We start from the raw sequence: 21,222 nt of genomic DNA, 5'->3' as shown, positions 1-21,222 counted from the left end.
TGGGGTCAGACCCGACGGGGGAGTGCGTTCCAGTGGAGCGCACTCCGATCCCGAAGGGACTGACCCCGACCAATACAAAGCTAACAATATGACCGGCACCCTGTACCTGATCCCCAACCACCTTGGCCTGTCCGAAGGCGCAATCGATCCACTGAGCCGCCTCATTCCAGAGCAAGTGCAGCACATCACTTCGCAGCTCGATTATTTCGTCGCAGAAAACGCCAAGACGGCGCGCGCCTTCCTGAAATTGATCGGCAACCAGCATCCGCTGGCCAAGCCCTTGCAGGACATAACGATTTCCGAACTCAACGTCAATACGCCTGCGCAAGCACTGGCCAGCTTGCTGGCCCCCTTGCTGGCGGGACGCGATGCGGGTCTCGTGTCAGAAGCGGGCGTGCCAGCCGTGGCCGACCCCGGCGCCGACCTGGTGCGCCTGGCGCATCAGCACGGCATTAAAGTACGCCCGCTGGTAGGCCCGTCATCAATCCTGCTGGCCGTGATGGCCAGCGGCTTGAACGGCCAGAGTTTCGCCTTCAACGGCTACCTGCCCACCGATGCATCGCTGCGGGCCAAGCGCATCAAGGAACTGGAAGTGCGCTCCCGCACGGAAAAGCAGACCCAACTTTTCATCGAAACGCCCTACCGCAACGCCGCCATGCTCGAAGCGCTGGTGGCGCAATGCGCGCCGTCCACGCTGATCTGCGTCGCCACCGACCTGAGCCTGGACACGGAAAGCGTGCAAACGTGGAATGGCGGGCAGTGGAAGAAACAATTGACCGCCGGCAAGGCACCCGACTTCCACAAGAAACCGACCGTGTTCTTGTTGTTGGGACAGTAAACGACAAACGCCACGAACATATTTGCCGTGGCGTTTACTTTGTTCAACTACGATAGTTACGCCACCTGACAAAACCGTAGCGAGCGGAAGGGAGAGGTGGCTAAGAAGCGCAACCGTACTCTACTACGGTGAGCATCGCAGGCCGCCTATACCGACGCGCAGTAGGTTTGGTCAGGCGTCCTCAGACTCGACGTGTGCCGGTATTTTTCTGACCGCCCTTGCCCGTTTCCAATACAAACTTCGCGCCATCGTCGCGGCCCAGCACCTTGACCAGGTAAGGCATGACTTCGCGCAACATCGGCTCGAGCGTGTACGGCGGGTTCAAAATGAACATGCCGCTGCTGTGCAAGCCGAAACCATCCGGCGACGGCGTGTTGACCGTCAAGGTCACGTGCAGCCAGTCCGAGCTAGGCAATTGCTTGAGCTTATCGGCAAACTGGCGCGACTCCATGCGCTGCAGCACTGGATACCAGACGGCGTAGATGCCCGACGGGAAGCGCACCAGGGCGTCGGCCAAGGTGTCCTTGACCTTGCGGTAATCCATCTTGTCTTCGTATGGCGGGTCGATCAACACCAGCGCGCGGCGCGACGGCGGCGGCAACAGCGCTTTCAGGCTCTGGAAGCCGTCGGCCTTGGTAATCAGCACGCGCTTGCCGCGCACGCTAGGACGCTCGCCCTGGGCCAGCGCATGCGCCTCGACCTTGCGGAAGTTGTCAGCCAGAATTTTCGCGTCAGCTGGATGCAGCTCAAACAGGCGCAAACGGTCTTGCTCACGGCTGACCTTGTCAGCGCAGTATGGTGAACCCGGGTAATAGCGCATCTTGCCGCTCGGATTCATTTCCTTGATCAGCTTCATGTACTCGGCCAGCGAGGCCGGCAAGTCCTTGCGATCCCACAGGGGCGCGATGCCCGTTTCATACTCGGCATTTTTCGAGGCATAGCCACCGTCGAGCGCATACACGCCCGCGCCGGAGTGGGTATCGATATAACTATAGGCGGTATCTTTTTGATTCAGATATTGCAACAACTGAATCTGCACATAATGCTTCAACACATCGGCGTGATTACCCGCGTGAAAGGCGTGGCGGTAACTCAACATAAGCTGGCTAATTCCATAATAAAAATAAACAAAGGCGGGGCTGCGCTGACACCGGGCGGGGCATGAAAACAGACTGGAGGAGTCAGGCTGCGGGGCCAGGAAACAGCATGGACCAGCGTAATCAGCGCGCATTTACCAGCATTATCCACCAGAAAGGCCTGTTACATCAAAAAACACAGCGAAACAAGCGCATGCATTCTCAAGACCAAGGGAGTCGGGCGCGGTAGAATACGCGCCTCGGGCACCCCGCGCCCATCAGCCTACTAATATAGATACTGCCATGCACAGCCTGACCCTCACGACCGATAACCGCGCCGACGTCGCGGCAGCCCTGGCCGGCCCGCGCTGGACGGTGGCCTGCCTGTGCGCGCTATGGTGCGGCACCTGCGGCACTTACCGCGCCACGTTCGAGGAACTGGCAGCGCGCCACCCCGATAGCGTGTTCGTCTGGATCGACATCGAAGACCAGGCCGACGTGGTGGGCGACCTCGACATCGACAACTTTCCCACCCTGCTCATACAGCACGAGGACCAAGTCGCCTTCTTCGGCACCGTGCTGCCCGACGGCGGCCTGGCACACCGCATGGTGCAGGCGCAGCAAGCCCTCAGCGGCGATGAACTGGCGGCACTCGCCAGCAGCACACAAGAGCGGCGCGACTGGCAGCGCGACTGCAACCTGCGTACCCTGCTGGCCGCCAGCCTGGCCTAGAACACCCGAAAAAACCTGCTGCGCGCCGCCATTGGCGGCCTGCGGTGCTCACTGCGTCGCCACACAGCGAGGCCTCCGGCCACAACTGGCTGCCGCCCGCGACGCTGTTGTGCGTGTTCTGCATCAACTTTAGCCGAGCCGTAGCGGCAAGCTGCGCAGCCGTTTCCCCGTCAAACTGAAGATGGCGTTGGCCACGGCCGGCGCAATCGGCGGCGTGCCGGGCTCGCCCACGCCTTCCGGATGCTCGGCGCTGGCGATGATGATGGTTTCGACCTCGGGCGCCTGCCCCATGCGCAGCACCGGATAGTCGTGGAAATTGCTCTGTTCCACCTTGCCATCCTTGAAGGTGATCTCGCCACCGAGCGCCGCAGACAAGCCAAACAGCACGGCCGACTCCATCTGCTGGGCAATGATGTTCGGATTGACGGCGATACCGCAATCAATCGCGCACACCACGCGTTGCACGCGGATTTCGCCGTTTTCCACGCTGACCTGCGCCACTTGCGCGACGATGCTGCCGAACGACTGGTGCAAGGCCACGCCATGCGCATGGCCAGGCGGGGCACTGCCCGCCCTGGCCACCGCCGCATCGAGCACGGCCAAGTGGCGCGGATGCTGCAATAGCATGGCGCGGCGAAAGGCGATGCCATCGTGTCCCGCCGCGTGGGCCAGTTCATCGATAAAACTTTCCTTGAAGAAGGCATTGTGCGAATGCCCCACGGAGCGCCAGTAGCCGATAGGAACAGCGCTGTCGGCGATGACGTGGGCGATGCGCTGGTTGGCTATTTCATACGGCAGGTCGAATTCGCCCTCGACCGTGGTCTTGTCCGGCCCTGCGGCGGGCAAGCCGAAATTGCGCTGCAAGAACTGGTGCGTGATCGAGCCGCTGACGGATTGATTGTCCCAGGAAGCGATGCGACCATGCTCGTCCAGGCGTGCCGCAAAGCGCGCCAGCGCGGCGGGACGGTACATATCATGCTGCGTGTCCTGCTCGCGCGTCCACACCAGCTGCACCGGCGCGCCATCGCACTGCAACGCGATGGCCACGGCTTGCGCCACCATGTCCACTTCCAGGCGGCGGCCGAAACCGCCACCGAGCAGCAGCACCTCGATGGCCACGTCTTTCGCATCGACGCCGGCCACTTTCGCCGCCACGTCGACGGCGATGCCAGGCGCCTGCGTCGATACCCATAGCATCACCTTGCCATCCTTGACCTGCGCGGTACAGTTGACCGGTTCCATGGCAGCATGCGCCAGGAAAGGCGCACGGTACTCGGCTTTGACGCTGCGCATGCCTTGCACGGCTTTACCTTCCGCCTCGCCGCTGACGTGGTACGCATGGCCCACGTCGTTATCTAACAGGCGGGTAAACTCGGCATACACGCCGGCGCTGGACAGGCCCGCTTGCGCAGCGGCCTTCCACTGCGTCGGCAAGGCGGCCGCCGCCTGCCTGGCGCGCCACCAGGTGTCTGCCACCACGGCGGCGCACGAGGTGACCGATGTGCTGCGCTGCATCAGGTGCGGCGTCAGGTCGAGCACCTTGCTAACGCCGGGCATGGCCAGGATGGGCGCCGCATCGAAGGCAGCGAGGGTGTCACCGAGACGCGGTGGCAGATGCAGGGCCGCGTACAACATGCCCGGCGGCCGCGCATCGATGCCGAAACGCGCGCTGCCATTCACTTTGGAAGGCGTATCGCGGCGCGGCGCCGGCTGGCCGATCAACTTGAAATCCTTGGGCGACTTCAGCACGGGCGTGCCTGGATCGATGGCAGCGGCCAGTTGCGCCAGGCTGGCGTAGCTGGCGCGCCGGCCGTCCGGGTGGATCACGGCGCCATCGTGCGTGCGGCATTGCGCGGCCGGCACCTGCCACTGCGCGGCGGCAGCTTTCAGCAGCATGGCGCGCGCCGATGCGCCCGCTTCGCGCATGGGCCCCCAGCCATCCTTCACGCTCGACGAGCCACCGGTGACGATCACGCCCAGTTCGCGCGCCGCCTTCGCCACCGTCCATTGGGCCAGCGCCTTCAGGCGACCCTGGTCGTCCGGGTGAAACGGCAGGCTGTCCTTGAGCATGGCGACATTACCGAAGATTTTATCCATAGGCGCCTGAATCAGCTTCACGCTAGACAAGGGCACGTCGAGCTCCTCGGCCACCAGCATCGGCAAGGCCGTATGCACGCCCTGCCCCATCTCGCTGCGCGGCATGGCCAGGGTCACGCTACCATCGCCAGCAATGGCCAGCCAGCCGTTCAGCGCCACGGCGCCCTCCTGGAGCGCCAGCGGCACGCTGCCCTGCAGGCGCTGGCGCGGCGGCAGCACGCCCCAGCCCAGCACCAAAGCGCCCACGCCGGCCACGCCGAGACCGAGGCCGCCGAGCAAAAAACGGCGGCGCGACGTGGTGTGTGCTGCGCTCATGGAAACTCCCCTTATCTCGTTAATCATCGATCCAGCGCGCCAGCATATCCTGTGGCAGCACCGGGCGGCTAAACAAATAACCTTGCGCCAGCTTGCAGCCATGACGCAGCAGGAAGGCGGCCTGTTCTTGCGTTTCCACGCCCTCGGCGATCACCGACAAGTGCATGCTCTTGCCCAACTCGATGATGGCAATCGCGATCGCTTCATCGTTCACGTCCGTCGAGATATCCTTAATGAAGGAGCGGTCGATCTTCAAGGTTTGCACGGGCAACTGTTTCAGATACGCGAGCGAGGAATAGCCGGTACCGAAGTCATCGATGGCCAGACCCACGCCGATGGCATGCAAATCATTGATGAAGCCGAGCGCGTCGCCCGTGTTCATGATCACCGATTCCGTCACTTCCAGCTGCAGGCGCTGCGGCTCGAGTCCCGTTTCCTGCAAAATATCGGCCACCATGCCGGCGATGCTGCCCCGCTCGAACTGTTTCACCGACAAGTTGACGGCCATCTTCGGCACGCGCAAGCCCTGCGCCTGCCAGCGCATCATCTGGCGGCACGCTTCGTCGAGCACCCATTTGCCCAGCTGGTTGATGAAACCGCTATCCTCGGCCAGCGGGATGAAGCGCGCCGGCGGCACCAGGCCCAGTTCCGGGTGGTTCCAGCGCACCAGCGCCTCGACGCCAACCAGGCGACCCGTGTCGATTTCCACCTGCGGCTGGTAATTGAGGAACATCTCGTTTTTTTCCAGCGAGCGGCGCAAAAAGGTTTCCAGGCGCAGACGCTCGACGCCCTCGCCCGTCATCGACGGCGCATAAAAGCGGTAGCCATTGCGCCCGCGCGCCTTGGCCTGATACATGGCCACGTCGGCATTGCGGATCAGCATATTCAAGTCCAGCGCATCATCCGGATACAGGCTGATGCCCACGCTGCAGGTGATAAACAATTCATGGTCGGCCACGGTGAAGGGCTGATCGAACATGGTCATCAGCTTTTCCGCCACCTGCGTAACGCCGCACTCGCCATCAACGCGCTCGAGCAGCACGATGAACTCGTCGCCGCCCAGGCGCGCCAGCGTATCGCTTTCACGCAGGCAGACAGCCAGCTGGCAAGCCACTTTTTGCAGCAACTCATCGCCCACATGGTGGCCCAGGGTATCGTTGACGTTCTTAAAACGGTCCAGGTCAATAAACAGCACGGCCAGTTGCTCCTGGTCGCGCGCGGCGCGCAGCAGGGCGCGCTGCAAGCGGTCGTGAAACAGCAGGCGGTTCGGCAATGCCGTCAGTGGATCGTGGTGCGCCATGTGGTCGAGCTTTTCCTGCGACTGCTTGATCAGGGTGATATCGCTGAACACGCCCACATAATACTTGGTGTCGGCGCGCGCGTCGCGCACCGCGCTGATAGTCAGCCATTCGAGATAGACTTCACCATTCTTGCGCTGGCGCCAGATTTCGCCGCGCCAGAAACCGCTGGCCTTCAGTTCGCTCCACAGGGCCTCGTAAAACGCCGCATCATGGCGCGCCGAGCGGTTCAGCGACGAATGCCGGCCCAGCGCCTCGGCTTCGCTGTAGCCCGTGATCTGCGTAAAGGCGGGATTGACGGTGACGATGATGCCATGCGCGTCGACTACCATCACGCCGTCGGCGATGTGCTCGAGCACGGTGGCCGACAGGCGCAGCTTTTCTTCCGCTTCCTTGCGCGCCGTGATATCGGCATACACCCAGATGCTGCCTTCGTTGGGGTGCAGCGGATCGAGCGCGCTGCCACTGACCAGCGCCCATAACAGGCTGCCGTCGCGGCGCCGGTACTGGCGCTCCTCGCTGAAATCGACGCCATTTGCCAGCACCGGATACTGGCGCTCGCCCGCCTCTTCGAAGTCAAACGACGTCATGAATACGATGGCGGTCGACTTGCCCGTCATTTCGGCATGGCCGTAGCCAAACAGCTCCTCGCAGCGGCGGTTGACGGAAACGATGCGGCGATGGCGCACGAACATCACGCCAAACATCACGTTGTCGAGAATGGCGCTTTGCTGCGTCAGCAGCGCCTCGATGCGCATTTCGTGGTGCTTGCGCTGGCTGATGTCGGCAATAATGCCGTCGACCCAGACGACGCCCTGCGCGCAGGCCTGCGGCTGGCCATTCTCGGCTACCCAGCGCTCGATACCGAAAGCGTCGATGATGCGATATTCCAGCGCATACGGGCGCACCTCCTGCACCGCCTGGCGCACGGCGCGGCGGTGCGCCAGGCGCTCTTCCGGGCTGATCAGGGCGGCCCAGGCATGCGTGGTGCCGCTCATGAACTGGCGCGCCGAATAGCCGCAGATGGCCTCGATGGCATCGCTGACGAAGTCGATCGCGCCGTCAGGCCGGTAGCGGAAAACGGCACCCGGCACCTGCGTGACGATGGTGCGGAAACGCTCTTCACGCTGACCCACATCCTCGAATAGCTGGCCGATGGCGGCGCGCATTTGTTCGAGCTGGGCCGTCAGGCGTCCCAGCTCGTCGTTGCTGTGCGAGACCAGCGGCGTATCGAAATCGCCGTGCGACAGGCGGTCGGAAAAGCGCATCAGGCGGCGCAGGGGCCGCAACAGGCGACGGTTCAGGAACAATACGATCAGCGCCATCGACACGGCCAGCTGCGCGCCCAGCACAAAAAGATAGGACATCTGCTTTTCGCGCAGCTCCTGCTGGCTGCGTGCATCATCCATCTCGACGACGACGTGGCCGATGCGTTCGCCGCGCACGATAATGTCGCGCTCGGCGCGGTACAGATTACCCACGGGCCGCTGCGGTGCCTGCAGGCGGATGAATTGCGCGTCGCCCAGTCCCAGCACCGTCACCAGCAGCACGGCTTGGTCGCGCATCACCGACTCGACCAGCGAATGGGCCGATTCGGCATTCATGTTCCACAGCGACTCCTGCATGCCCAGCGCCAGGATGTCGGCATTGCGCTGCAAGGCCTCATTCAGAGTGGTGCGCGCCGACTGGCGTTCATGCACGCCGACCAGCAGATAGCTGCCAAAAATGGCGGGCACGACCAGGCCGCCTAACACCACTAGCAGCAGGGCGCCATAGATCGACGAGCCGAAAAGCTGACGCAGGCTGGCGCGCAGGCGCTGGTAGGGCGAATTAAACATGCGGCAATAGGGCAACAGACATCAGGCAGGCAATCATGGAACGTTACAAGGGCATTCGGGTGATACGGCGGGAAGAAACTTTTTCAGCGCCAATTATGCATGGAAAAAGCGGGAAAAGTCACCAATAAACACGCGCCAACGCCGACCTCAGGCCATATACATGGGACTGAAAAACCACACCTGGGCTGGCGCGTCCGGCCAGCGCCAGCAGAAAAACGCGCCGCTTGCTATCATCGCCCCACTTTACCTAGAGGAACCACCATGACCTTCTCCATCTACTCCGCGTCGATCCCCGTCTTCAAACAGATCCTGGGCAGCCTGGCCGCCATCCTGGACAAGGCGGAAACGCACGCGCAAGACAAGAAAATCGACCCGAACGCCCTGCTGCAATTCCGCTTGTTCCCGGACATGCTGCCGTTCGTGCGCCAGGTGCAGATCGCCACCGACTTCGCCAAGGGCTGCGGCGCGCGCCTGGCCGGCGTGGCCGTGCCAGCGTATGAAGACAGCGAACAAAGCTTTGCCGAGCTGAAGGCGCGCATCGTGAAAACCATCGCCTTCCTGGAAAGCCTGCCGCAAGCGGACATCGACGGCAGCGAAACACGCGCCATCACCACCGGTAGCGGCGAAAAAACCAAGCACTTCACGGGCCAGACCTATCTGTTCCACTACGCACTGCCGCATTTCTTCTTCCACGCGACGACGGCGTACGACATCGTGCGCCATAACGGCATTGAAGTCGGTAAAAAAGACTTTATCGGCAGTTATTAATAGTTGACGCTGAAAGATCTGGGGTCAGACCCTCGCGCACGCTAGCGCTGAGCTCTGCGTTAGCGTCCTTGGGGGTCTGACCCCGGCAGTTAGGGGGTCTGCCCCCGGCAGTTCAGCAGTTGCTGCTGGCTAAGCTACGTATTGCGGCGCGGATACCCTTGAGAAAGAATCCGCACCCACACCACTTCCTTCTCTGCATCCGTCATCGACACCCAGTGGGCCACTTCCACCACGCTGCGCCCGCAGCCGCGGCAAATTTCGTCGAACGTCGTCGAGCAGACAGCCACGCAGGGCGTATCGGCACGGGGAGGTAATTGCTTGTCCGCCATCATGATGCCTGCGGCAAGCCGAGCTTGGCCCAGCCTTCGACGCCCAGATTTTCCAAGGTGGCGATATTCTTATCAAAGATTTCCGACGCTTCCGGGAAGGCCTCGACGGCGCGCTCTATGCTGTCTTCGCGCAGCAAGTGCAAGGTCGGGTAGGGCGAGCGGTTGGTGTAGTTGCTGATGTCATCCTCGAACGTCTCGGCAAACTGGTAGTTCGGGTGGAAACTGGCCACTTGCAGTTCGCCGGCCAGGTGCATGTCTTCGACGGCGGCGTCGGCCACATCGAGAAACTCGTTGTAGTCGAGGAAATCGTTCAAGGTGTATGGGTGGATCAGCAAAGTCGTGTCGATCTGCTCGGGGGGCGTGTCGGCCAGAATTTGCAACTCGTCCATCAGCATGGACAGCAAGTCTTCCGGATTGCTCGATTCGCACACCACATAGCGGATCTGCTGCTTGACGTGCACGGCCTTGGCGAACGGGCACAGGTTCAGGCCGATGACGGCCTTTTCCAGCCAGACAACGGTATTGGCGATGATGACGGCGTTGTCGTCGTCATGGCGCGGCGGGGTGTTCATATGCATGGCTCTCTATCAATATGGCGGCCGGCAGCCCAATGGCCGGCACTAACCAAATTGTACGCACTGTCCACATTCTTTGCGCAGTCTCATACGGAATGCCTGCCAAACTTGCGCGATCGTCCTCGCCATGTATGCTATAACAACGGCCGAATCGCGCATCGGACGAATAAAATTTGCAATGATGACGGTACTTACGAATGGAAACCCAGGCGTTTACCACTTATTGACGCTTATTTCCTGTCATCATGCTGACATAATTCTTGACTGCGACATGAGGATATCCGTACACTCGCACCTTGATCATGGGTCTGTCCGATGTTTCTCCGACGACAATAATGGAACACTATGCACGAAAACTCCTTTACATCTACCGTCCTGGCGGCGTTGGCCCTGGCGCTTGCGCCCGCCCTCAGCCAGGCGTACGAAGCCGGTGTTGAGAGCGATAACGCACCAGTCGCCACCACCGCACCGGCGCTGATCCCGATGACCGCCCAGGTCACGGCAAAACTCCCCACCCTCGACAACCGCCTGCAAAAGACCGACCGTCTGCTGAAAAATCTCAGCGACAATTCCGATCCGCTGCGCGAAGCCGACGTCTGGGGCCGCATCCGCAGCGGCTATGCGATTCCCGACATCAATAACCAACTGGTGGCCAACCACGTCAACTGGTACGCCACCCGCCCTGACCACATCGCCCGCACCACGGCGCGCGCCTCGCGCTACATCTTCCACGTGGTGCAGGAACTGGAAAAGCGCGGCATGCCGACGGAACTGGCCTTGCTGCCGTTCATCGAGTCCGCCTTCAACCCGCAGGCATTCTCCAGCGCCAATGCAGCCGGCATGTGGCAATTCGTGCCTGCCACGGGGCGCGACTTTAACCTCAAGCAAAACATGTTCAAGGACGAGCGCCGCGGCGTGCTGGCCTCGACCGATGCGGCCCTGACATATCTGCAGCGCCTGTATGACATGTTTGGCGACTGGCAACTGGCGCTGGCTGCCTATAACTGGGGCGAAGGCTCGGTGCAGCGCGCCATCAAGAAAAACCAGGCGCTGGGCAAACCCACCGATTTCGACAGCCTGGCCGACCTGATGCCGGCAGAGACGCGCAATTACGTGCCCAAGTTGCAAGCGGTGAAAAACATCATCGCCAATCCAGCCCAGTTCGGCCTGACCCTGCCCGTAGTCGACAACCAGCCGTACTTCACGGCCATCGACAAGACCAGCGACATCGATATGACTGTTGCCGCACAACTGGCCGAACTGTCGATGGATGAATTCAAAGCCTTGAATCCGCAGTTTAACCGCCCCGTCATCATCGGCGGTGAAAAAACCAAGATTCTGTTGCCGCAGGAAAATGCCGCCAAGTTCACCACCAACCTGGCACAGTGGGGCCATGCCTTGTCGAGCTGGACCACGCACAAGATCACCAACGCGCGCGAACGCATCGAAACGCTGGCGTCGAAATTTGGCACCACGCCCGACGTGCTGCGCCAGGCCAACAATATCCCCCAGCGCACCAGCCTGCGCGCCGGCTCCACCATCCTCGTGCCGAAAACCTCGACCACGGTGAACAAGGACATCAGCCAGGAAATCGCCGACAGCGCCACCATGCTGCTCGAAGCGGACCGCCCGGAACGGGCCGCCAAGACACTGCGACGCGCGACCAAGGGCGGCAAGGTGCAGGCGGCGCCAATTTCCCTGGTAAAACCGCGCATCCAGCGCGGCGGCGGCAACAGTCGCGCCAAGGCCCGCCATTGAATGCACCTGCCGTGAGCGACACTTCTGGCCGGCGTTGCTAGGCCTTGCAAGCCACCCGGCATCGGATTTCCACCGGCCGCCACAGCTTTGCTGTCGCGGCCGGTGACACATCCGCCCTGGTCCGTTTACTCTCCCAAACAGGAGTCGTCATGGCTTTCTTGCAAGGCAAAAAAATCCTCATCACCGGCTAATGCCGTTCAGTCAAGGATTTTGGCGTGATTGATGAGCGCCAGTAAATTCGCTAACCCCAGTCCTTGTTCTTGGGCTAAAAAAAGCATCACTGACACTAACTGAACGGCATTACTCATCCCGGGCCTGCTGATTGGCAACAGCTCGATGGCCTGGCGCACGCCATCGGTTTTGCACCGCGGAAGCGATCGACGGCGACTTCCTCGATGGCTTATCGCGCGACAGCTTCCACATTGCGCACGATATTTCCGCCTACAGCTTTCCGGCCATGACCAAGGCCGCACTGCCGCTGCTGCATCCGGGTGCATCGGTGCTGACCCTGACGTGCTTGGGCGCCGTACGCGCCGCGCCCTATTACAACACCATGGGGCTGGCCAAGGCGTCGCGGGAAGCGTCGGTGCGCCACCTGGCCGAATCGCTGGGCCAGCGCGGCATCCGCGCCAATGGCATCTCCGCCGGCCCCATCAAGACGCTGGCCGCCTCCGGCATCAAGGATTTCAGCAAACTCCTGGGCTTTGTGGCCAAACACGCGCCGCTGCGTCGCAACGTCAACATCGAGGAAGTGGGCAACACGGCCGCCTTTTTGCTGTCCGACCCGGCCTCGGGCATCACCGGCGAGATCACCTGCGTCGATGGCGGCTCTTCACAAGTGATGGCCGTCCATACAGAGACAGAGCAATGCGCCGGTGATCGATACTTCACGCGCGCCGCTTGTCGTCTCTTGATAGCCAGAAACCCATCGGGCCAGGAAAACGCAGCCGCCGCCGCTGCCTGCCGACATCGTGGCAAGAGGCGATTGAGCGGCTAAAAACTGCGTCATTTTACTGATTTTGCATAGGAAACATGTGCAAAACGTGGTAGGACTTTCGTTTTTCCCCATTTATACCGTGCAAAACGGCGGCAAATACGGTATAGTGTCGTTGTGCGCTGCAATATGTTCCCTTGAAGCGATAGCAATACCGCAGTAAATGCACTACAAACGCAGTACAAACTTAGCAGCTTCGCAAGCCTTAGCGCATCCACAGGATGCCGCTTATAAAGCCCTCCCGCCTTGTGTGTCGCACCTGACACCGTCCCGGCGCAAAGCTTTTGTGCCGAAATTTCTTTCTAGTTGAGTCATTTCGTTTTGGTTGGCGTTGCTATTTTGCGTTCTGCTTTTTGCAAGAACGCTGATTTTTACGAAAGAAAAGAATGACATTTGAATCCTTAGGCCTGCATCCGTCCATCATCGCCGCACTGACCGAATCGGGCTACACCGCGCCAACCGCGGTACAGTCGCAAGCGATTCCCGCCGCGATCGAAGGCCGTGACTTGCTGGTCTCGTCGCAGACCGGTTCGGGCAAGACCGCAGCGTTCATGCTGCCGTCGTTGCACAAACTGGCCAGCGCCGAACAAAGCGCCGCCGGCAAGACGCCAAACCAGGAAATGCAAGCATCGCGCGCCCGCGGCGAGCGTCCACGCTTCAAGGCTGCCCAGCCAAAAATGCTGGTGCTGACGCCAACGCGCGAACTGGCCCTGCAAGTGACCACCAACACCGACAAATACAGCAGCGGCATCCGCCGCATCAAGGCTGTGTCGATCCTGGGCGGCATGCCTTACCCTAAACAAATGCAATTGCTGGCCAAGAATCCTGAGATTCTGGTCGCCACCCCTGGCCGTCTGATCGACCACATGGACTCGGGCAAGATCGACTTCTCGCAACTGGAAATCCTGGTGCTGGACGAAGCCGACCGCATGCTGGACATGGGTTTCATCGACGACATCGAAAAAATCGTGGAAGCGACGCCAGAAGGCCGTCAAACCATGCTGTTCTCGGCGACTCTGGACGGCGTCGTTGGCAACATGGCGCGCCGCATCACGAAAAACCCACTGGTTATCCAAGTGGCAAGTTCGAGCAACAAGCATGAAAACATCACCCAGCGCGTCCACTTCGTCGACGATCTGTCGCACAAGAATCGCCTGCTGGACCATCTGCTGCGCGACGAAACGCTGGATCAAGCTGTTGTGTTTACCGCCACCAAACGTGACGCTGACACCATCGCCGACCGCCTGAACATCGCCGGTTTCTCGGCTGCCGCCTTGCACGGCGACATGCATCAGGGCGCGCGTAACCGCACCCTGGACGGCATGCGCCGCGGCCAGGTCAAAGTGCTGGTCGCCACCGACGTTGCCGCCCGCGGTATCGACGTACCGACGATCACCCACGTATTCAACTACGATCTGCCGAAGTTCCCGGAAGACTACGTCCACCGCATCGGCCGTACCGGCCGCGCTGGCCGCAATGGCCTGGCCATCTCGCTGGTGAACCACGCTGAAGGCATGAACGTCAAGCGTATCGAACGCTTCACCAAGCAATTGATCCCAGTCAATGTCATCGAAGGTTTCGAGCCTAAGAAAACGGCATCGGCACCACGTTCGAGCGCCCGTCCAGGCGGCTGGAAACCAGGCGACAACCGTGGTGGCGCAAAGCCAGGCCAGCGCACGTTCAGCAAGCCGGGCGCACCACGCAAGGATGGCGCGCCTAGCACCGGCGGCGGCTACAAGGGTTCCAACCCGCGCAGCACCGACGGCGCACGCCGCAGCTACGGCGACCGTTAATCACGGCGCCCCGCCGCCGATAGGCGGCAAGCAATAAAAAACGGCCACCAGATCACTCTGGAGGCCGTTTTTTTATGCGCGGCGCATTTATTTCTTCGACACCTTCTGGCGCGACAGCTTGCGCAGCTTGGCCTGTTCGAAGCGCACCTGCTGCTCCGGCGTCTCCAGCACCAGCGGCGGCACGGCCACCGGCTTGCGGTCGGCGTCCACCGCCACCATGGTGAAATAGCAGCTATTGGCATGGCGCACCAGACGCTGCTGGATGTTTTCCGTCACCACGCGGATGCCCACTTCCATCGAGGTCGTGCCTGTGTAATTGATGGCGGCGAGGAACGTCACCAGCTCACCGACGTGAATCGGCTGCAAGAACATCACTTGGTCCACGGACAGGGTCACCACATAGCTGCCCGAATAGCGGCTGGCGCAGGCGTAGGCGACACTGTCGAGGTATTTCAGGATGGTGCCGCCGTGCACGTTACCGGAAAAGTTGGCCATATCGGGCGTCATCAAGACCGTCATCGTCAGTTCGTGGGCCGACCAGTTCATCGCGCTGTCCAAAAGTGTTCTCCAAAGGGGATATAAAAGTGTGGGGATGTAAAAACCGGCCTCAGGGGCCGGCTGCTCGGTGCAAAGTCTAGCCCGGCAGGCAAGCTCTTCTGCTGACAGTGCCTCAGGTGTGCGGACAAGGGACGCGCAAGACGCGTGGCAAGCCATGCGGCGACGGACAAGGCAGTCCCCCGCGCCTGAGCGGCGCCGGCAGACGATGTCTTCATCTACCGGGAGAGGCGCTTACAGGCCCAGGGTGTCGATGTCGACCAGCGAGTCGCGGCCCTTGTCAGAAATGTCGTGGCCCTCGCCTTCCGCGCGCGCCACGATGTGGGCTTTCTTACCCAGGAAATAGGCCACCTCCGAGTCCAGCTTGGTCAGCGGATCGGCGGCGACGGCGCGCAAACCCATGATGCAGCGGCGCAGGAACAGCAGTTGTTGTGCTTTATCGGTGATGGACAGACGGCCATCGCGTGCATAGCTGAGCAGCTTCAGGCCGGACAGGCGCTTGGCATTGCGGGCAACGCAAGCACTGGGGCGCTCGGTCTTGATGCCGCGTGCAACTTGCTCCAGCGCGTCATATTCATCGGTTGTTAATTTCTCGTTCTTCATTACTTTTCCATAAAAGGCCAGGTGTTCGGCCCTCATGGTACGCGCCCAGCAGCGCATCGGCAACAGGCAACGTAATTCAGTCGCCGCCAACACCACCGACGGCATGCTGAAATGCGCGCAGATTGCGCCTATTTGTAGCTACGCAGCAGCAGCCACGCCAGGCCGCAACCGGCCACGGCGCCTGCCAGGGCCAGCGCTACGAGGTTTTTGCCAGCCATCACAGGGCGTCGGCCCAGATAAATTTTATTATGCAAGGAATTGCCCACGGTGGTCTCCTGTACAAGAATTTTTATGATGTCTTATTATAAGAACAGAATCGTGACGACCACATGACACACAGCAGTTAGCGCTTGATTTGTATCCATCAGGCAACACTTATTGGCGTTTCTGTTGTTTAAATGGCGCGGCGATACTGCCGCCTGCGCAAACCATTTCCGAACAAAAATAGACAGCGCGCGGCTGTGGCCCGGCAGCGTAGCTAGGCGCACGTGCTCGAATGCTTGCTCTTAAGCCATCTTGACGGGTGGTGGCGGCGGCGTCGGTTCCTCGACCGGCACGGGATCAGCGTACGGCGGCTTTTCCAGCGGCGGCATCAGCGGATCGCCTTCGGGCGGCGGGCCGATATCCGGTTCAGGCGTGCTGTGGGCGCGCAACGGGGCATGACGCGATTGTGGCTGCATGGTGACCTCCTTTGCCACACTGTAAGCGATGATGAAAAACACTGGCGCCCGCGAGGCGCGCGCTCCATGCTGCCGGCGCCGCACCTGGCATGACTAGCTCAGCTGGGATGGGCATGCAATTGTGAGGGCCAAATCGAATGTCGATTTTTTTTACATACGCGCGACAAACGACCTATCTATTTTTATAAACTATTGAATTTAAATACAAATATTACATGGTACGAATTCTGCTTCAAGGGCGTATGAGGTTATCTGCGGCAGCCGCCACAGTGACCTGCTCCGATTCACCCTCACGCTGAAGGAAATACCATGAAACCGCTGTCCTCAGTCCTGCGTCTCGCTCTATCTGCGGCTGCCATCGCTGCTGCGCTGATCAGTTCTCCCGCACTCGCTGGTCCTTTATTTACCGCCGATGAAGGCTCCGTTCCCGGTACCGCTCCCAATCTGGTGGTGGCCGACCGCATCAGCTTTGAATATCACTCGCGCGTCGAACAAACCATCGTTGGCGGTTTGGGTGGTGGCAACGATCCCTTCACCCAAACTGGCTTCCTGACCAAGGCCGCTTTCGGCAGCCCCAATGGCGGTAGCGTTCCATCGCAACTGAACGCCCTCAATGGCTATGGCATCTATGGCCTGTTTACCATCACCGGTCAGTCGAATGGTTTGGGGTCCGGTATCCTCGCCAACTTTCAAACCCTGAGCATGACGCTGTACATCGACCCCAACCAGAACACGTCATTGTCGGTCAGCAACGTAGCCGGTTCGCCGGTAACTGTGGGTGGCGTCTCCGCAGATGACTATGCGATCGTCACCTACACGCTTGATGTGGGTGAAGCACACGTTTTCAACGGTCTGGCGCAAGGCGACTTCAAGGCCTTGATGAACGCCACGCTGACGCCGCAAGGACAGTTATTCTTTGTTAATCCCAACCCGTTTTTCCCTTTCGAGTCTCTCAGCGGAAATACGAACAGCTTCGTCGGTGGCAGCTTGACGAATAGCTTCATCGCGATGTCCGACGGCGGCGGCCTGGAATTATTTCAAGCAGCTGTACCTGAACCAGGCACCATCGCCCTGCTCGGCATCGGCCTGTTTGGCCTGGGCATGACTGCGCGCCGCCAGCAAGGCGGGCAGCGCCAGGCTTGACATGCGCTGATCGAATTGACAAGCCGCTCATGTCTGAGCGGCTTTTTCCACTGCGGCAGCCGGCAAACTCCTGCCGCTCACGCAGGCATCCTCGCATCGACCGGCGCCACCAGCAAATCTTGCAACGGCCGGCGCAGCGAGCGCGCCTGAGCCGCAGGGCCGGCGCCGATGCGGCCAAAGAACACGGCCCGTTCGAGCACCGCCGCACCGAGTACGCCCTGGCATTGCAGCGCCAACTCCTGCGCCAGCTCCTGCATGCCTTCGGTGCGCGAAAAGGCTTGCCGTTCGCGCACATAACGGGCAAAAATCAACGGCGTCAGTTCCGGCTGCAACTGCACGCCCAGCTGCGTGGCCGTCAGCCAGAAACGCTGCATGGCACGGCCCGCCGCCACGTAATCGTCGATCTGGCGCGCCGGCGCATCGGCCAGCAGCACGAAATGTGCGGCGCAATACAGCCCCGGCAGCAAGTCCATCTGCAGCCGCGGGGCAATGGTGCCTCCCAGCCAGGTGTTGAAAAAATCCACGCGGCGCCAGCTATGCATGACCCAGCGCATCAGGCGCCCTGTGATCGGATCGATACCCAGCGCCTGCTCCGGGATGCGCTCGCTACTGAAACGCGCGCCCCATTCGATCACGTCACGGTGCACCTTGTGCGCTTCGGGCATGGTCAGACGCAGCTTCGCATTATCGAACAGCAGGCGCGCGCAGGCCAGGCGCGCGCGCCAGCCTTCGAACCATTGCACGCCGTAGCCGGGCGGCAAACTGGCGGCCAGCGCCGCCTTTTCGCTGGCGCGCAGGCGGCGCGTGCTGAGCCGTCGTCGCTGCACGCTGCGCTGTGGCAGGAACGCCGCCAAGGGGTCGGGCAGCATGCCTGGACTGTCGGCAAAGCGCACGTCAAACTTGGGCAAGGTTTCGGGCAAGCCGCCGCGCCGGTGCGCCTCCATGCACAAGCCATGGCTGCTGGCCGCCAAGGCCAGGCTTTCGAGCAAGGCGCCCACCGATAGCTGGCTGGGATGGCCGTCAAGGTCATACACGCAATGGCTGCGCGTATCGAAGCCATGCACGACGACATGGCGCGGCGCGACGACTTCAAAGCGCCACGGTTGCGTATTATCGCCGCTGGGCGCCCAGCGCGCCTGGTCGAGGATGTTTTCCAGCACGGGATCGAGCAGCAGTGCTTGCGTCATTTACGCCCCCTGCGCGGCGCGACGCCGCTTGATGATGGCCATGCTCAGGCGTTGCAGCGGATGACGGTTGCCCCCGGGACGCCATGTGTGCACGAGCTTGTTGCGGTAAGCGTCGAAATGCATGCCATGCGGCGCCGCCATTACCTTGCCGCGCTTCAAGAGTATTTTTAGTGCCTCGGTGGCGGCAGCGCCCGCACACAGCTGGCACCCCATGATGGTCGATGGCCCGCGCCGCTGCTTGAGGTTGATGGCCGACGGGTCGACCAGGTAGCGGCCGTGCAAGCCCGCCGGCGCCAGCCCGACCAGAAAACGCAGGGCTTTTTCTTCTTCAGGCAAGTCACCCCAGCCGAAATACGCGTCGAACGTCATGCCGCCCGGCATGAAGTTGAGCACGGCCGTCCCCATGCCCAGCGGCGCGGCCGTGATGGCAGGGATGCCGAGGCGCGCACAGCAGGCGAAGGTGGCTTGGCGCGCGGCAAAGGCGAAGAAATCCAGGCCGTCCACATACAGGTCGACACCGGCAAAAAACGCTGCCAGATTGCTGTCATGTATCCCGTCTGGAAACTGTTCAATCTCCAATTCAGGATTGATGTCCGTCGCCATCTGCGCCAGCACGGCGACCTTCGGCTGGCCCAGGGTGGACATCATGGCGCCGGCTTGGCGATTGAAGTTGGCGATATCGAAAGTGTCGAAATCGGCGATGTGAAAAGCACCGATACCCAGCCGCACCAGGGTCAGCAAATGCACGCCCCCTACGCCACCCATGCCGGCAATGGCCACGCGCTTGCCACGCAAGCTATCCTGCTCGGCCGGCGTGACCCAGCCCAGGTTGCGGGCGAATGCTGCAGGATAAGAAAAACCGTCTGTCATGCCAACCTCTTCTGTATGTTCCTAAAGAACCAAGAATAGTTTGACAGACGGTCGGGCGATAAGTTCCCGCCAGGATGACGGCTTAGCGCGCCAGACGGCGTGGCGCAGCCACTGCCGTGTGCGAGGGCAGCGCCACATGCCGCGCCGCTGCGTCCACCTTGAACACGCTGACGATCTGTGCCAGCCCGGCCGCCTGCTCGTTCATGGCTTGCGCTGCTGCCGAAGCCTGCTCGACCAGCGCCGAGTTTTGCTGCGTCATGTTATCCATCTCGGCGATGGCCTGGTTGATCTGCTCGATACCAGTGCTTTGCTCGGCGCTGGCCGAGGAAATCTCGGCCACGATATCGGTCACATGCTGCACGCTGCTAACGACTTTTTCCATCGTCTCGCCCGCCAGCGCCACCAGTTTTTCACCGGCGCCCACTTGCTCGGCGGAACTATCGATCAATTGCTTGATTTCCTTGGCAGCGGCCGCCGAACGCTGCGCCAGGTTGCGTACTTCGCTGGCCACTACGGCGAAGCCACGGCCCTGCTCGCCTGCACGCGCCGCCTCCACTGCGGCGTTCAAGGCGAGGATATTGGTCTGGAAGGCGATGCCGTCGATGACGGCAATGATGTCGCCGATCTTTTTCGACGAGGCATTGATGGCACCCATGGTGTCGACCACCTGGCTCACCACACCGCCCGCCTGGGTCGCCACTTGCGAGGCAGAAATGGCCAACTGGTTGGCCTGGCGCGCATTGTCCGCATTCTGGCGCACAGTGGAAGTCATCTCTTCCATGGTCGACGCAGTTTCTTCCAATGATCCCGCCTGCTGTTCCGTGCGCGCAGACAGGTCGTGGTTACCCGAGGCAATCTCGCCCGACGCCGTGGAAATAGCATCGGCATCGTTGCGCACCTGGCTCACCAGGTGCGCCAGGTTATCGCGCATGGCCTTGATCGCCATCAACAAGCTGTCCGTGTCGCCCGGGCGCGTATCGATGTGCGTGGTCAGGTCGCCCTGAGCGATTTGCGCGACGATGCTGACCGCATAGTCGGGTTCGCCGCCCAACTGGGCCAGGATGCGGCGCAACATCAGGGCCGCCAAGGCGCCCACCACCAGCATCAGCGCGCCGCCAATCGCCAGCAGCACGCCGGCCTGGTCCCAAAACTTATCGTTGATATCATCGATATAGGTGGCGGTGCCGATCACCCAGTTCCAGGGCGCAAATTTCACCACCGCGTACATCTTCGCCACGCGCTCCTTCACGCCGGGACGCGTACCGTCGGCTTGCACCAGGCCGATGCGGCTACTGGCCAGCGCTGCCCGGTAGCGGTCACCCGACTGCTGCATATTTTTTTGCGGCGTGCCGATGCGCGCAGGATTCGGATGTACGTACAGCAAGTCGGTACTGAAGTCGCGCACAAAATAATACATCTCGTCCTTGACGAAACTGCCGAGGGCCAGCTTGGCCTGCTGCTGGGCCTGCTCACGCGTGAGCTTACCCGACTGTTCCAGCGCATACGCCTTTTCCACCGACGCATTGGCCAGCTCCACCAGCACCGTCAATTGTTCGACCCTTTCGGCCATCATGGTCTGGCGCAAGGAATACAGAGAGAATGAAGCGATGAGGACGATGCCCAGCAAGGTGCTGAAACACAATAAAAGAATGCGCGAACGGAGAGTCATGGTGGCCCGTGTAAAAAAATGCAGCGTGGAATTATAAACAATTTCCATAAGGAAATCTTTTCAAAAATGCAAAGCGGGCGGCGCTACCAGGCTGATGCCCGGCA

General features: G+C 61.1%; 18 protein-coding genes and 1 pseudogene. 7 read left to right on the top strand and 12 right to left on the bottom strand.

Annotated features, from left to right (window positions below; translation table 11 throughout):
• The first annotated feature begins 88 nt into the window (after positions 1-88).
• Positions 89-838, top strand: a complete 750-nt coding sequence (locus ACQ4V8_RS19145) for an SAM-dependent methyltransferase (RefSeq protein WP_436572012.1) — start codon at positions 89-91, stop codon at positions 836-838.
• Between the two features lie 181 nt (positions 839-1,019).
• Here ACQ4V8_RS19145 and ACQ4V8_RS19140 read toward each other — a convergent pair whose 3' ends face one another.
• Positions 1,020-1,937 (bottom strand): 23S rRNA (adenine(2030)-N(6))-methyltransferase RlmJ, encoded by a 918-nt coding sequence (locus ACQ4V8_RS19140; RefSeq protein WP_010399525.1) that lies wholly within the window; start codon positions 1,935-1,937, stop codon positions 1,020-1,022.
• 280 nt (positions 1,938-2,217) lie between these two features.
• Between ACQ4V8_RS19140 and ACQ4V8_RS19135 the strand changes: the two genes are divergently transcribed.
• A complete protein-coding gene (locus ACQ4V8_RS19135; RefSeq protein ID WP_010399527.1) occupies positions 2,218-2,646 on the top strand; it encodes a thioredoxin family protein in 429 nt (142 codons plus the stop codon).
• Between the two features lie 129 nt (positions 2,647-2,775).
• Here the strand turns inward: ACQ4V8_RS19135 and ACQ4V8_RS19130 are convergent, their stop codons facing one another.
• Positions 2,776-5,058 carry a xanthine dehydrogenase family protein molybdopterin-binding subunit gene (locus ACQ4V8_RS19130; protein WP_196855534.1) on the bottom strand — a complete coding sequence of 761 codons (2,283 nt, stop codon included), beginning with the start codon at positions 5,056-5,058 and terminating at the stop codon, positions 2,776-2,778.
• 19 nt (positions 5,059-5,077) lie between these two features.
• Positions 5,078-8,194, bottom strand: a complete 3,117-nt coding sequence (locus ACQ4V8_RS19125; RefSeq protein ID WP_436572011.1) for a bifunctional diguanylate cyclase/phosphodiesterase — start codon at positions 8,192-8,194, stop codon at positions 5,078-5,080.
• Positions 8,195-8,455: 261 nt separating this feature from the next.
• Here ACQ4V8_RS19125 and ACQ4V8_RS19120 point away from each other — a divergent pair, with 261 nt between their 5' ends.
• Complete coding sequence (locus ACQ4V8_RS19120; protein WP_196855532.1) at positions 8,456-8,962, top strand: DUF1993 domain-containing protein; 507 nt, start codon at positions 8,456-8,458, stop codon at positions 8,960-8,962.
• Between the two features lie 134 nt (positions 8,963-9,096).
• On the opposite strand, the gene ACQ4V8_RS19115 is transcribed toward ACQ4V8_RS19120, so the two are convergent.
• Positions 9,097-9,294: a DUF1289 domain-containing protein gene (locus tag ACQ4V8_RS19115; protein WP_128089281.1), complete on the bottom strand. Its 198-nt coding sequence runs from the start codon at positions 9,292-9,294 to the stop codon at positions 9,097-9,099.
• A complete protein-coding gene (locus ACQ4V8_RS19110) occupies positions 9,291-9,863 on the bottom strand; it encodes a DUF1415 domain-containing protein (RefSeq protein WP_436572029.1) in 573 nt (190 codons plus the stop codon). The genes ACQ4V8_RS19115 and ACQ4V8_RS19110 overlap by 4 nt, the downstream gene beginning before the upstream one ends.
• Positions 9,864-10,211: 348 nt before the next feature.
• Between ACQ4V8_RS19110 and ACQ4V8_RS19105 the strand changes: the two genes are divergently transcribed.
• The 3 genes and pseudogenes from ACQ4V8_RS19105 to ACQ4V8_RS19095 all read left to right on the top strand — a co-directional run bounded on the left by ACQ4V8_RS19105 (position 10,212) and on the right by ACQ4V8_RS19095 (position 14,411).
• Positions 10,212-11,624 (top strand): transglycosylase SLT domain-containing protein, encoded by a 1,413-nt coding sequence (locus ACQ4V8_RS19105; protein WP_070346795.1) that lies wholly within the window; start codon positions 10,212-10,214, stop codon positions 11,622-11,624.
• 323 nt (positions 11,625-11,947) lie between these two features.
• Positions 11,948-12,483, top strand: a pseudogene (locus ACQ4V8_RS19100) (SDR family oxidoreductase); the annotation flags it as partial.
• 521 nt (positions 12,484-13,004) lie between these two features.
• The gene (locus ACQ4V8_RS19095) at positions 13,005-14,411 is read left to right on the top strand and encodes a DEAD/DEAH box helicase (RefSeq protein ID WP_010399540.1); all 1,407 of its coding nucleotides are present in this window, start codon (positions 13,005-13,007) and stop codon (positions 14,409-14,411) included.
• Between the two features lie 87 nt (positions 14,412-14,498).
• Here the strand turns inward: ACQ4V8_RS19095 and ACQ4V8_RS19090 are convergent, their stop codons facing one another.
• The 4 genes from ACQ4V8_RS19090 to ACQ4V8_RS19075 all read right to left on the bottom strand — a co-directional run bounded on the left by ACQ4V8_RS19090 (position 14,499) and on the right by ACQ4V8_RS19075 (position 16,249).
• On the bottom strand, positions 14,499-14,957 hold the full coding sequence (locus ACQ4V8_RS19090) for an acyl-CoA thioesterase (RefSeq protein WP_043462425.1): 459 nt from the start codon (positions 14,955-14,957) through the stop codon (positions 14,499-14,501).
• Positions 14,958-15,200: 243 nt separating this feature from the next.
• Positions 15,201-15,569, bottom strand: coding sequence for a hypothetical protein (locus ACQ4V8_RS19085; RefSeq protein ID WP_029496523.1), 369 nt, complete (start codon positions 15,567-15,569; stop codon positions 15,201-15,203).
• Between the two features lie 128 nt (positions 15,570-15,697).
• On the bottom strand, positions 15,698-15,835 hold the full coding sequence (locus tag ACQ4V8_RS19080) for a hypothetical protein (protein WP_193365534.1): 138 nt from the start codon (positions 15,833-15,835) through the stop codon (positions 15,698-15,700).
• A gap of 240 nt (positions 15,836-16,075) precedes the next feature.
• Positions 16,076-16,249, bottom strand: a complete 174-nt coding sequence (locus tag ACQ4V8_RS19075) for a hypothetical protein (RefSeq protein ID WP_193365535.1) — start codon at positions 16,247-16,249, stop codon at positions 16,076-16,078.
• 309 nt (positions 16,250-16,558) lie between these two features.
• Between ACQ4V8_RS19075 and pepA the strand changes: the two genes are divergently transcribed.
• Positions 16,559-17,392 carry a flocculation-associated PEP-CTERM protein PepA gene (gene pepA / locus ACQ4V8_RS19070; RefSeq protein ID WP_010399547.1) on the top strand — a complete coding sequence of 278 codons (834 nt, stop codon included), beginning with the start codon at positions 16,559-16,561 and terminating at the stop codon, positions 17,390-17,392.
• Positions 17,393-17,469: 77 nt separating this feature from the next.
• On the opposite strand, the gene ACQ4V8_RS19065 is transcribed toward pepA, so the two are convergent.
• From ACQ4V8_RS19065 to ACQ4V8_RS19055, 3 genes are all read right to left on the bottom strand, one after another.
• On the bottom strand, positions 17,470-18,579 hold the full coding sequence (locus ACQ4V8_RS19065) for a nitroreductase family protein (protein WP_436572010.1): 1,110 nt from the start codon (positions 18,577-18,579) through the stop codon (positions 17,470-17,472).
• On the bottom strand, positions 18,580-19,449 hold the full coding sequence (locus ACQ4V8_RS19060) for a ThiF family adenylyltransferase (RefSeq protein WP_010399551.1): 870 nt from the start codon (positions 19,447-19,449) through the stop codon (positions 18,580-18,582). It abuts the gene before it with no gap.
• Between the two features lie 82 nt (positions 19,450-19,531).
• A complete protein-coding gene (locus ACQ4V8_RS19055) occupies positions 19,532-21,118 on the bottom strand; it encodes a methyl-accepting chemotaxis protein (protein ID WP_070346867.1) in 1,587 nt (528 codons plus the stop codon).
• Between the last annotated feature and the right edge of the window lie 104 nt (positions 21,119-21,222).

Source organism: Janthinobacterium paucivorans, from assembly GCF_051380805.1.
In the GTDB taxonomy this organism is placed as follows: domain Bacteria; phylum Pseudomonadota; class Gammaproteobacteria; order Burkholderiales; family Burkholderiaceae_D; genus Janthinobacterium; species Janthinobacterium lividum_D.
The sequence above is the reverse complement of the archived record's forward strand: the minus strand, read 5'-3'. Positions and strand labels throughout refer to the sequence as shown.

Excerpts from the sequence above, each read along its gene's own strand:
- ACQ4V8_RS19085 (WP_029496523.1), bottom strand. The coding sequence starts at position 15,569 with ATGAAGAACGAGAAATTAACAACCGATGAATATGACGCGCTGGAGCAA.
- ACQ4V8_RS19105 (WP_070346795.1), top strand. The coding sequence starts at position 10,212 with ATGCACGAAAACTCCTTTACATCTACCGTCCTGGCGGCGTTGGCCCTG.
- ACQ4V8_RS19075 (WP_193365535.1), bottom strand. The coding sequence starts at position 16,249 with ATGCAGCCACAATCGCGTCATGCCCCGTTGCGCGCCCACAGCACGCCT.
- pepA (WP_010399547.1), top strand. The coding sequence starts at position 16,559 with ATGAAACCGCTGTCCTCAGTCCTGCGTCTCGCTCTATCTGCGGCTGCC.
- ACQ4V8_RS19055 (WP_070346867.1), bottom strand. The coding sequence starts at position 21,118 with ATGACTCTCCGTTCGCGCATTCTTTTATTGTGTTTCAGCACCTTGCTG.
- ACQ4V8_RS19130 (WP_196855534.1), bottom strand. The coding sequence starts at position 5,058 with ATGAGCGCAGCACACACCACGTCGCGCCGCCGTTTTTTGCTCGGCGGC.
- ACQ4V8_RS19065 (WP_436572010.1), bottom strand. The coding sequence starts at position 18,579 with ATGACGCAAGCACTGCTGCTCGATCCCGTGCTGGAAAACATCCTCGAC.
- ACQ4V8_RS19120 (WP_196855532.1), top strand. The coding sequence starts at position 8,456 with ATGACCTTCTCCATCTACTCCGCGTCGATCCCCGTCTTCAAACAGATC.
- ACQ4V8_RS19090 (WP_043462425.1), bottom strand. The coding sequence starts at position 14,957 with ATGAACTGGTCGGCCCACGAACTGACGATGACGGTCTTGATGACGCCC.
- ACQ4V8_RS19060 (WP_010399551.1), bottom strand. The coding sequence starts at position 19,449 with ATGACAGACGGTTTTTCTTATCCTGCAGCATTCGCCCGCAACCTGGGC.
- ACQ4V8_RS19125 (WP_436572011.1), bottom strand. The coding sequence starts at position 8,194 with ATGTTTAATTCGCCCTACCAGCGCCTGCGCGCCAGCCTGCGTCAGCTT.
- ACQ4V8_RS19110 (WP_436572029.1), bottom strand. The coding sequence starts at position 9,863 with ATGAACACCCCGCCGCGCCATGACGACGACAACGCCGTCATCATCGCC.
- ACQ4V8_RS19095 (WP_010399540.1), top strand. The coding sequence starts at position 13,005 with ATGACATTTGAATCCTTAGGCCTGCATCCGTCCATCATCGCCGCACTG.
- ACQ4V8_RS19140 (WP_010399525.1), bottom strand. The coding sequence starts at position 1,937 with ATGTTGAGTTACCGCCACGCCTTTCACGCGGGTAATCACGCCGATGTG.
- ACQ4V8_RS19145 (WP_436572012.1), top strand. The coding sequence starts at position 89 with ATGACCGGCACCCTGTACCTGATCCCCAACCACCTTGGCCTGTCCGAA.
- ACQ4V8_RS19135 (WP_010399527.1), top strand. The coding sequence starts at position 2,218 with ATGCACAGCCTGACCCTCACGACCGATAACCGCGCCGACGTCGCGGCA.
- ACQ4V8_RS19115 (WP_128089281.1), bottom strand. The coding sequence starts at position 9,294 with ATGATGGCGGACAAGCAATTACCTCCCCGTGCCGATACGCCCTGCGTG.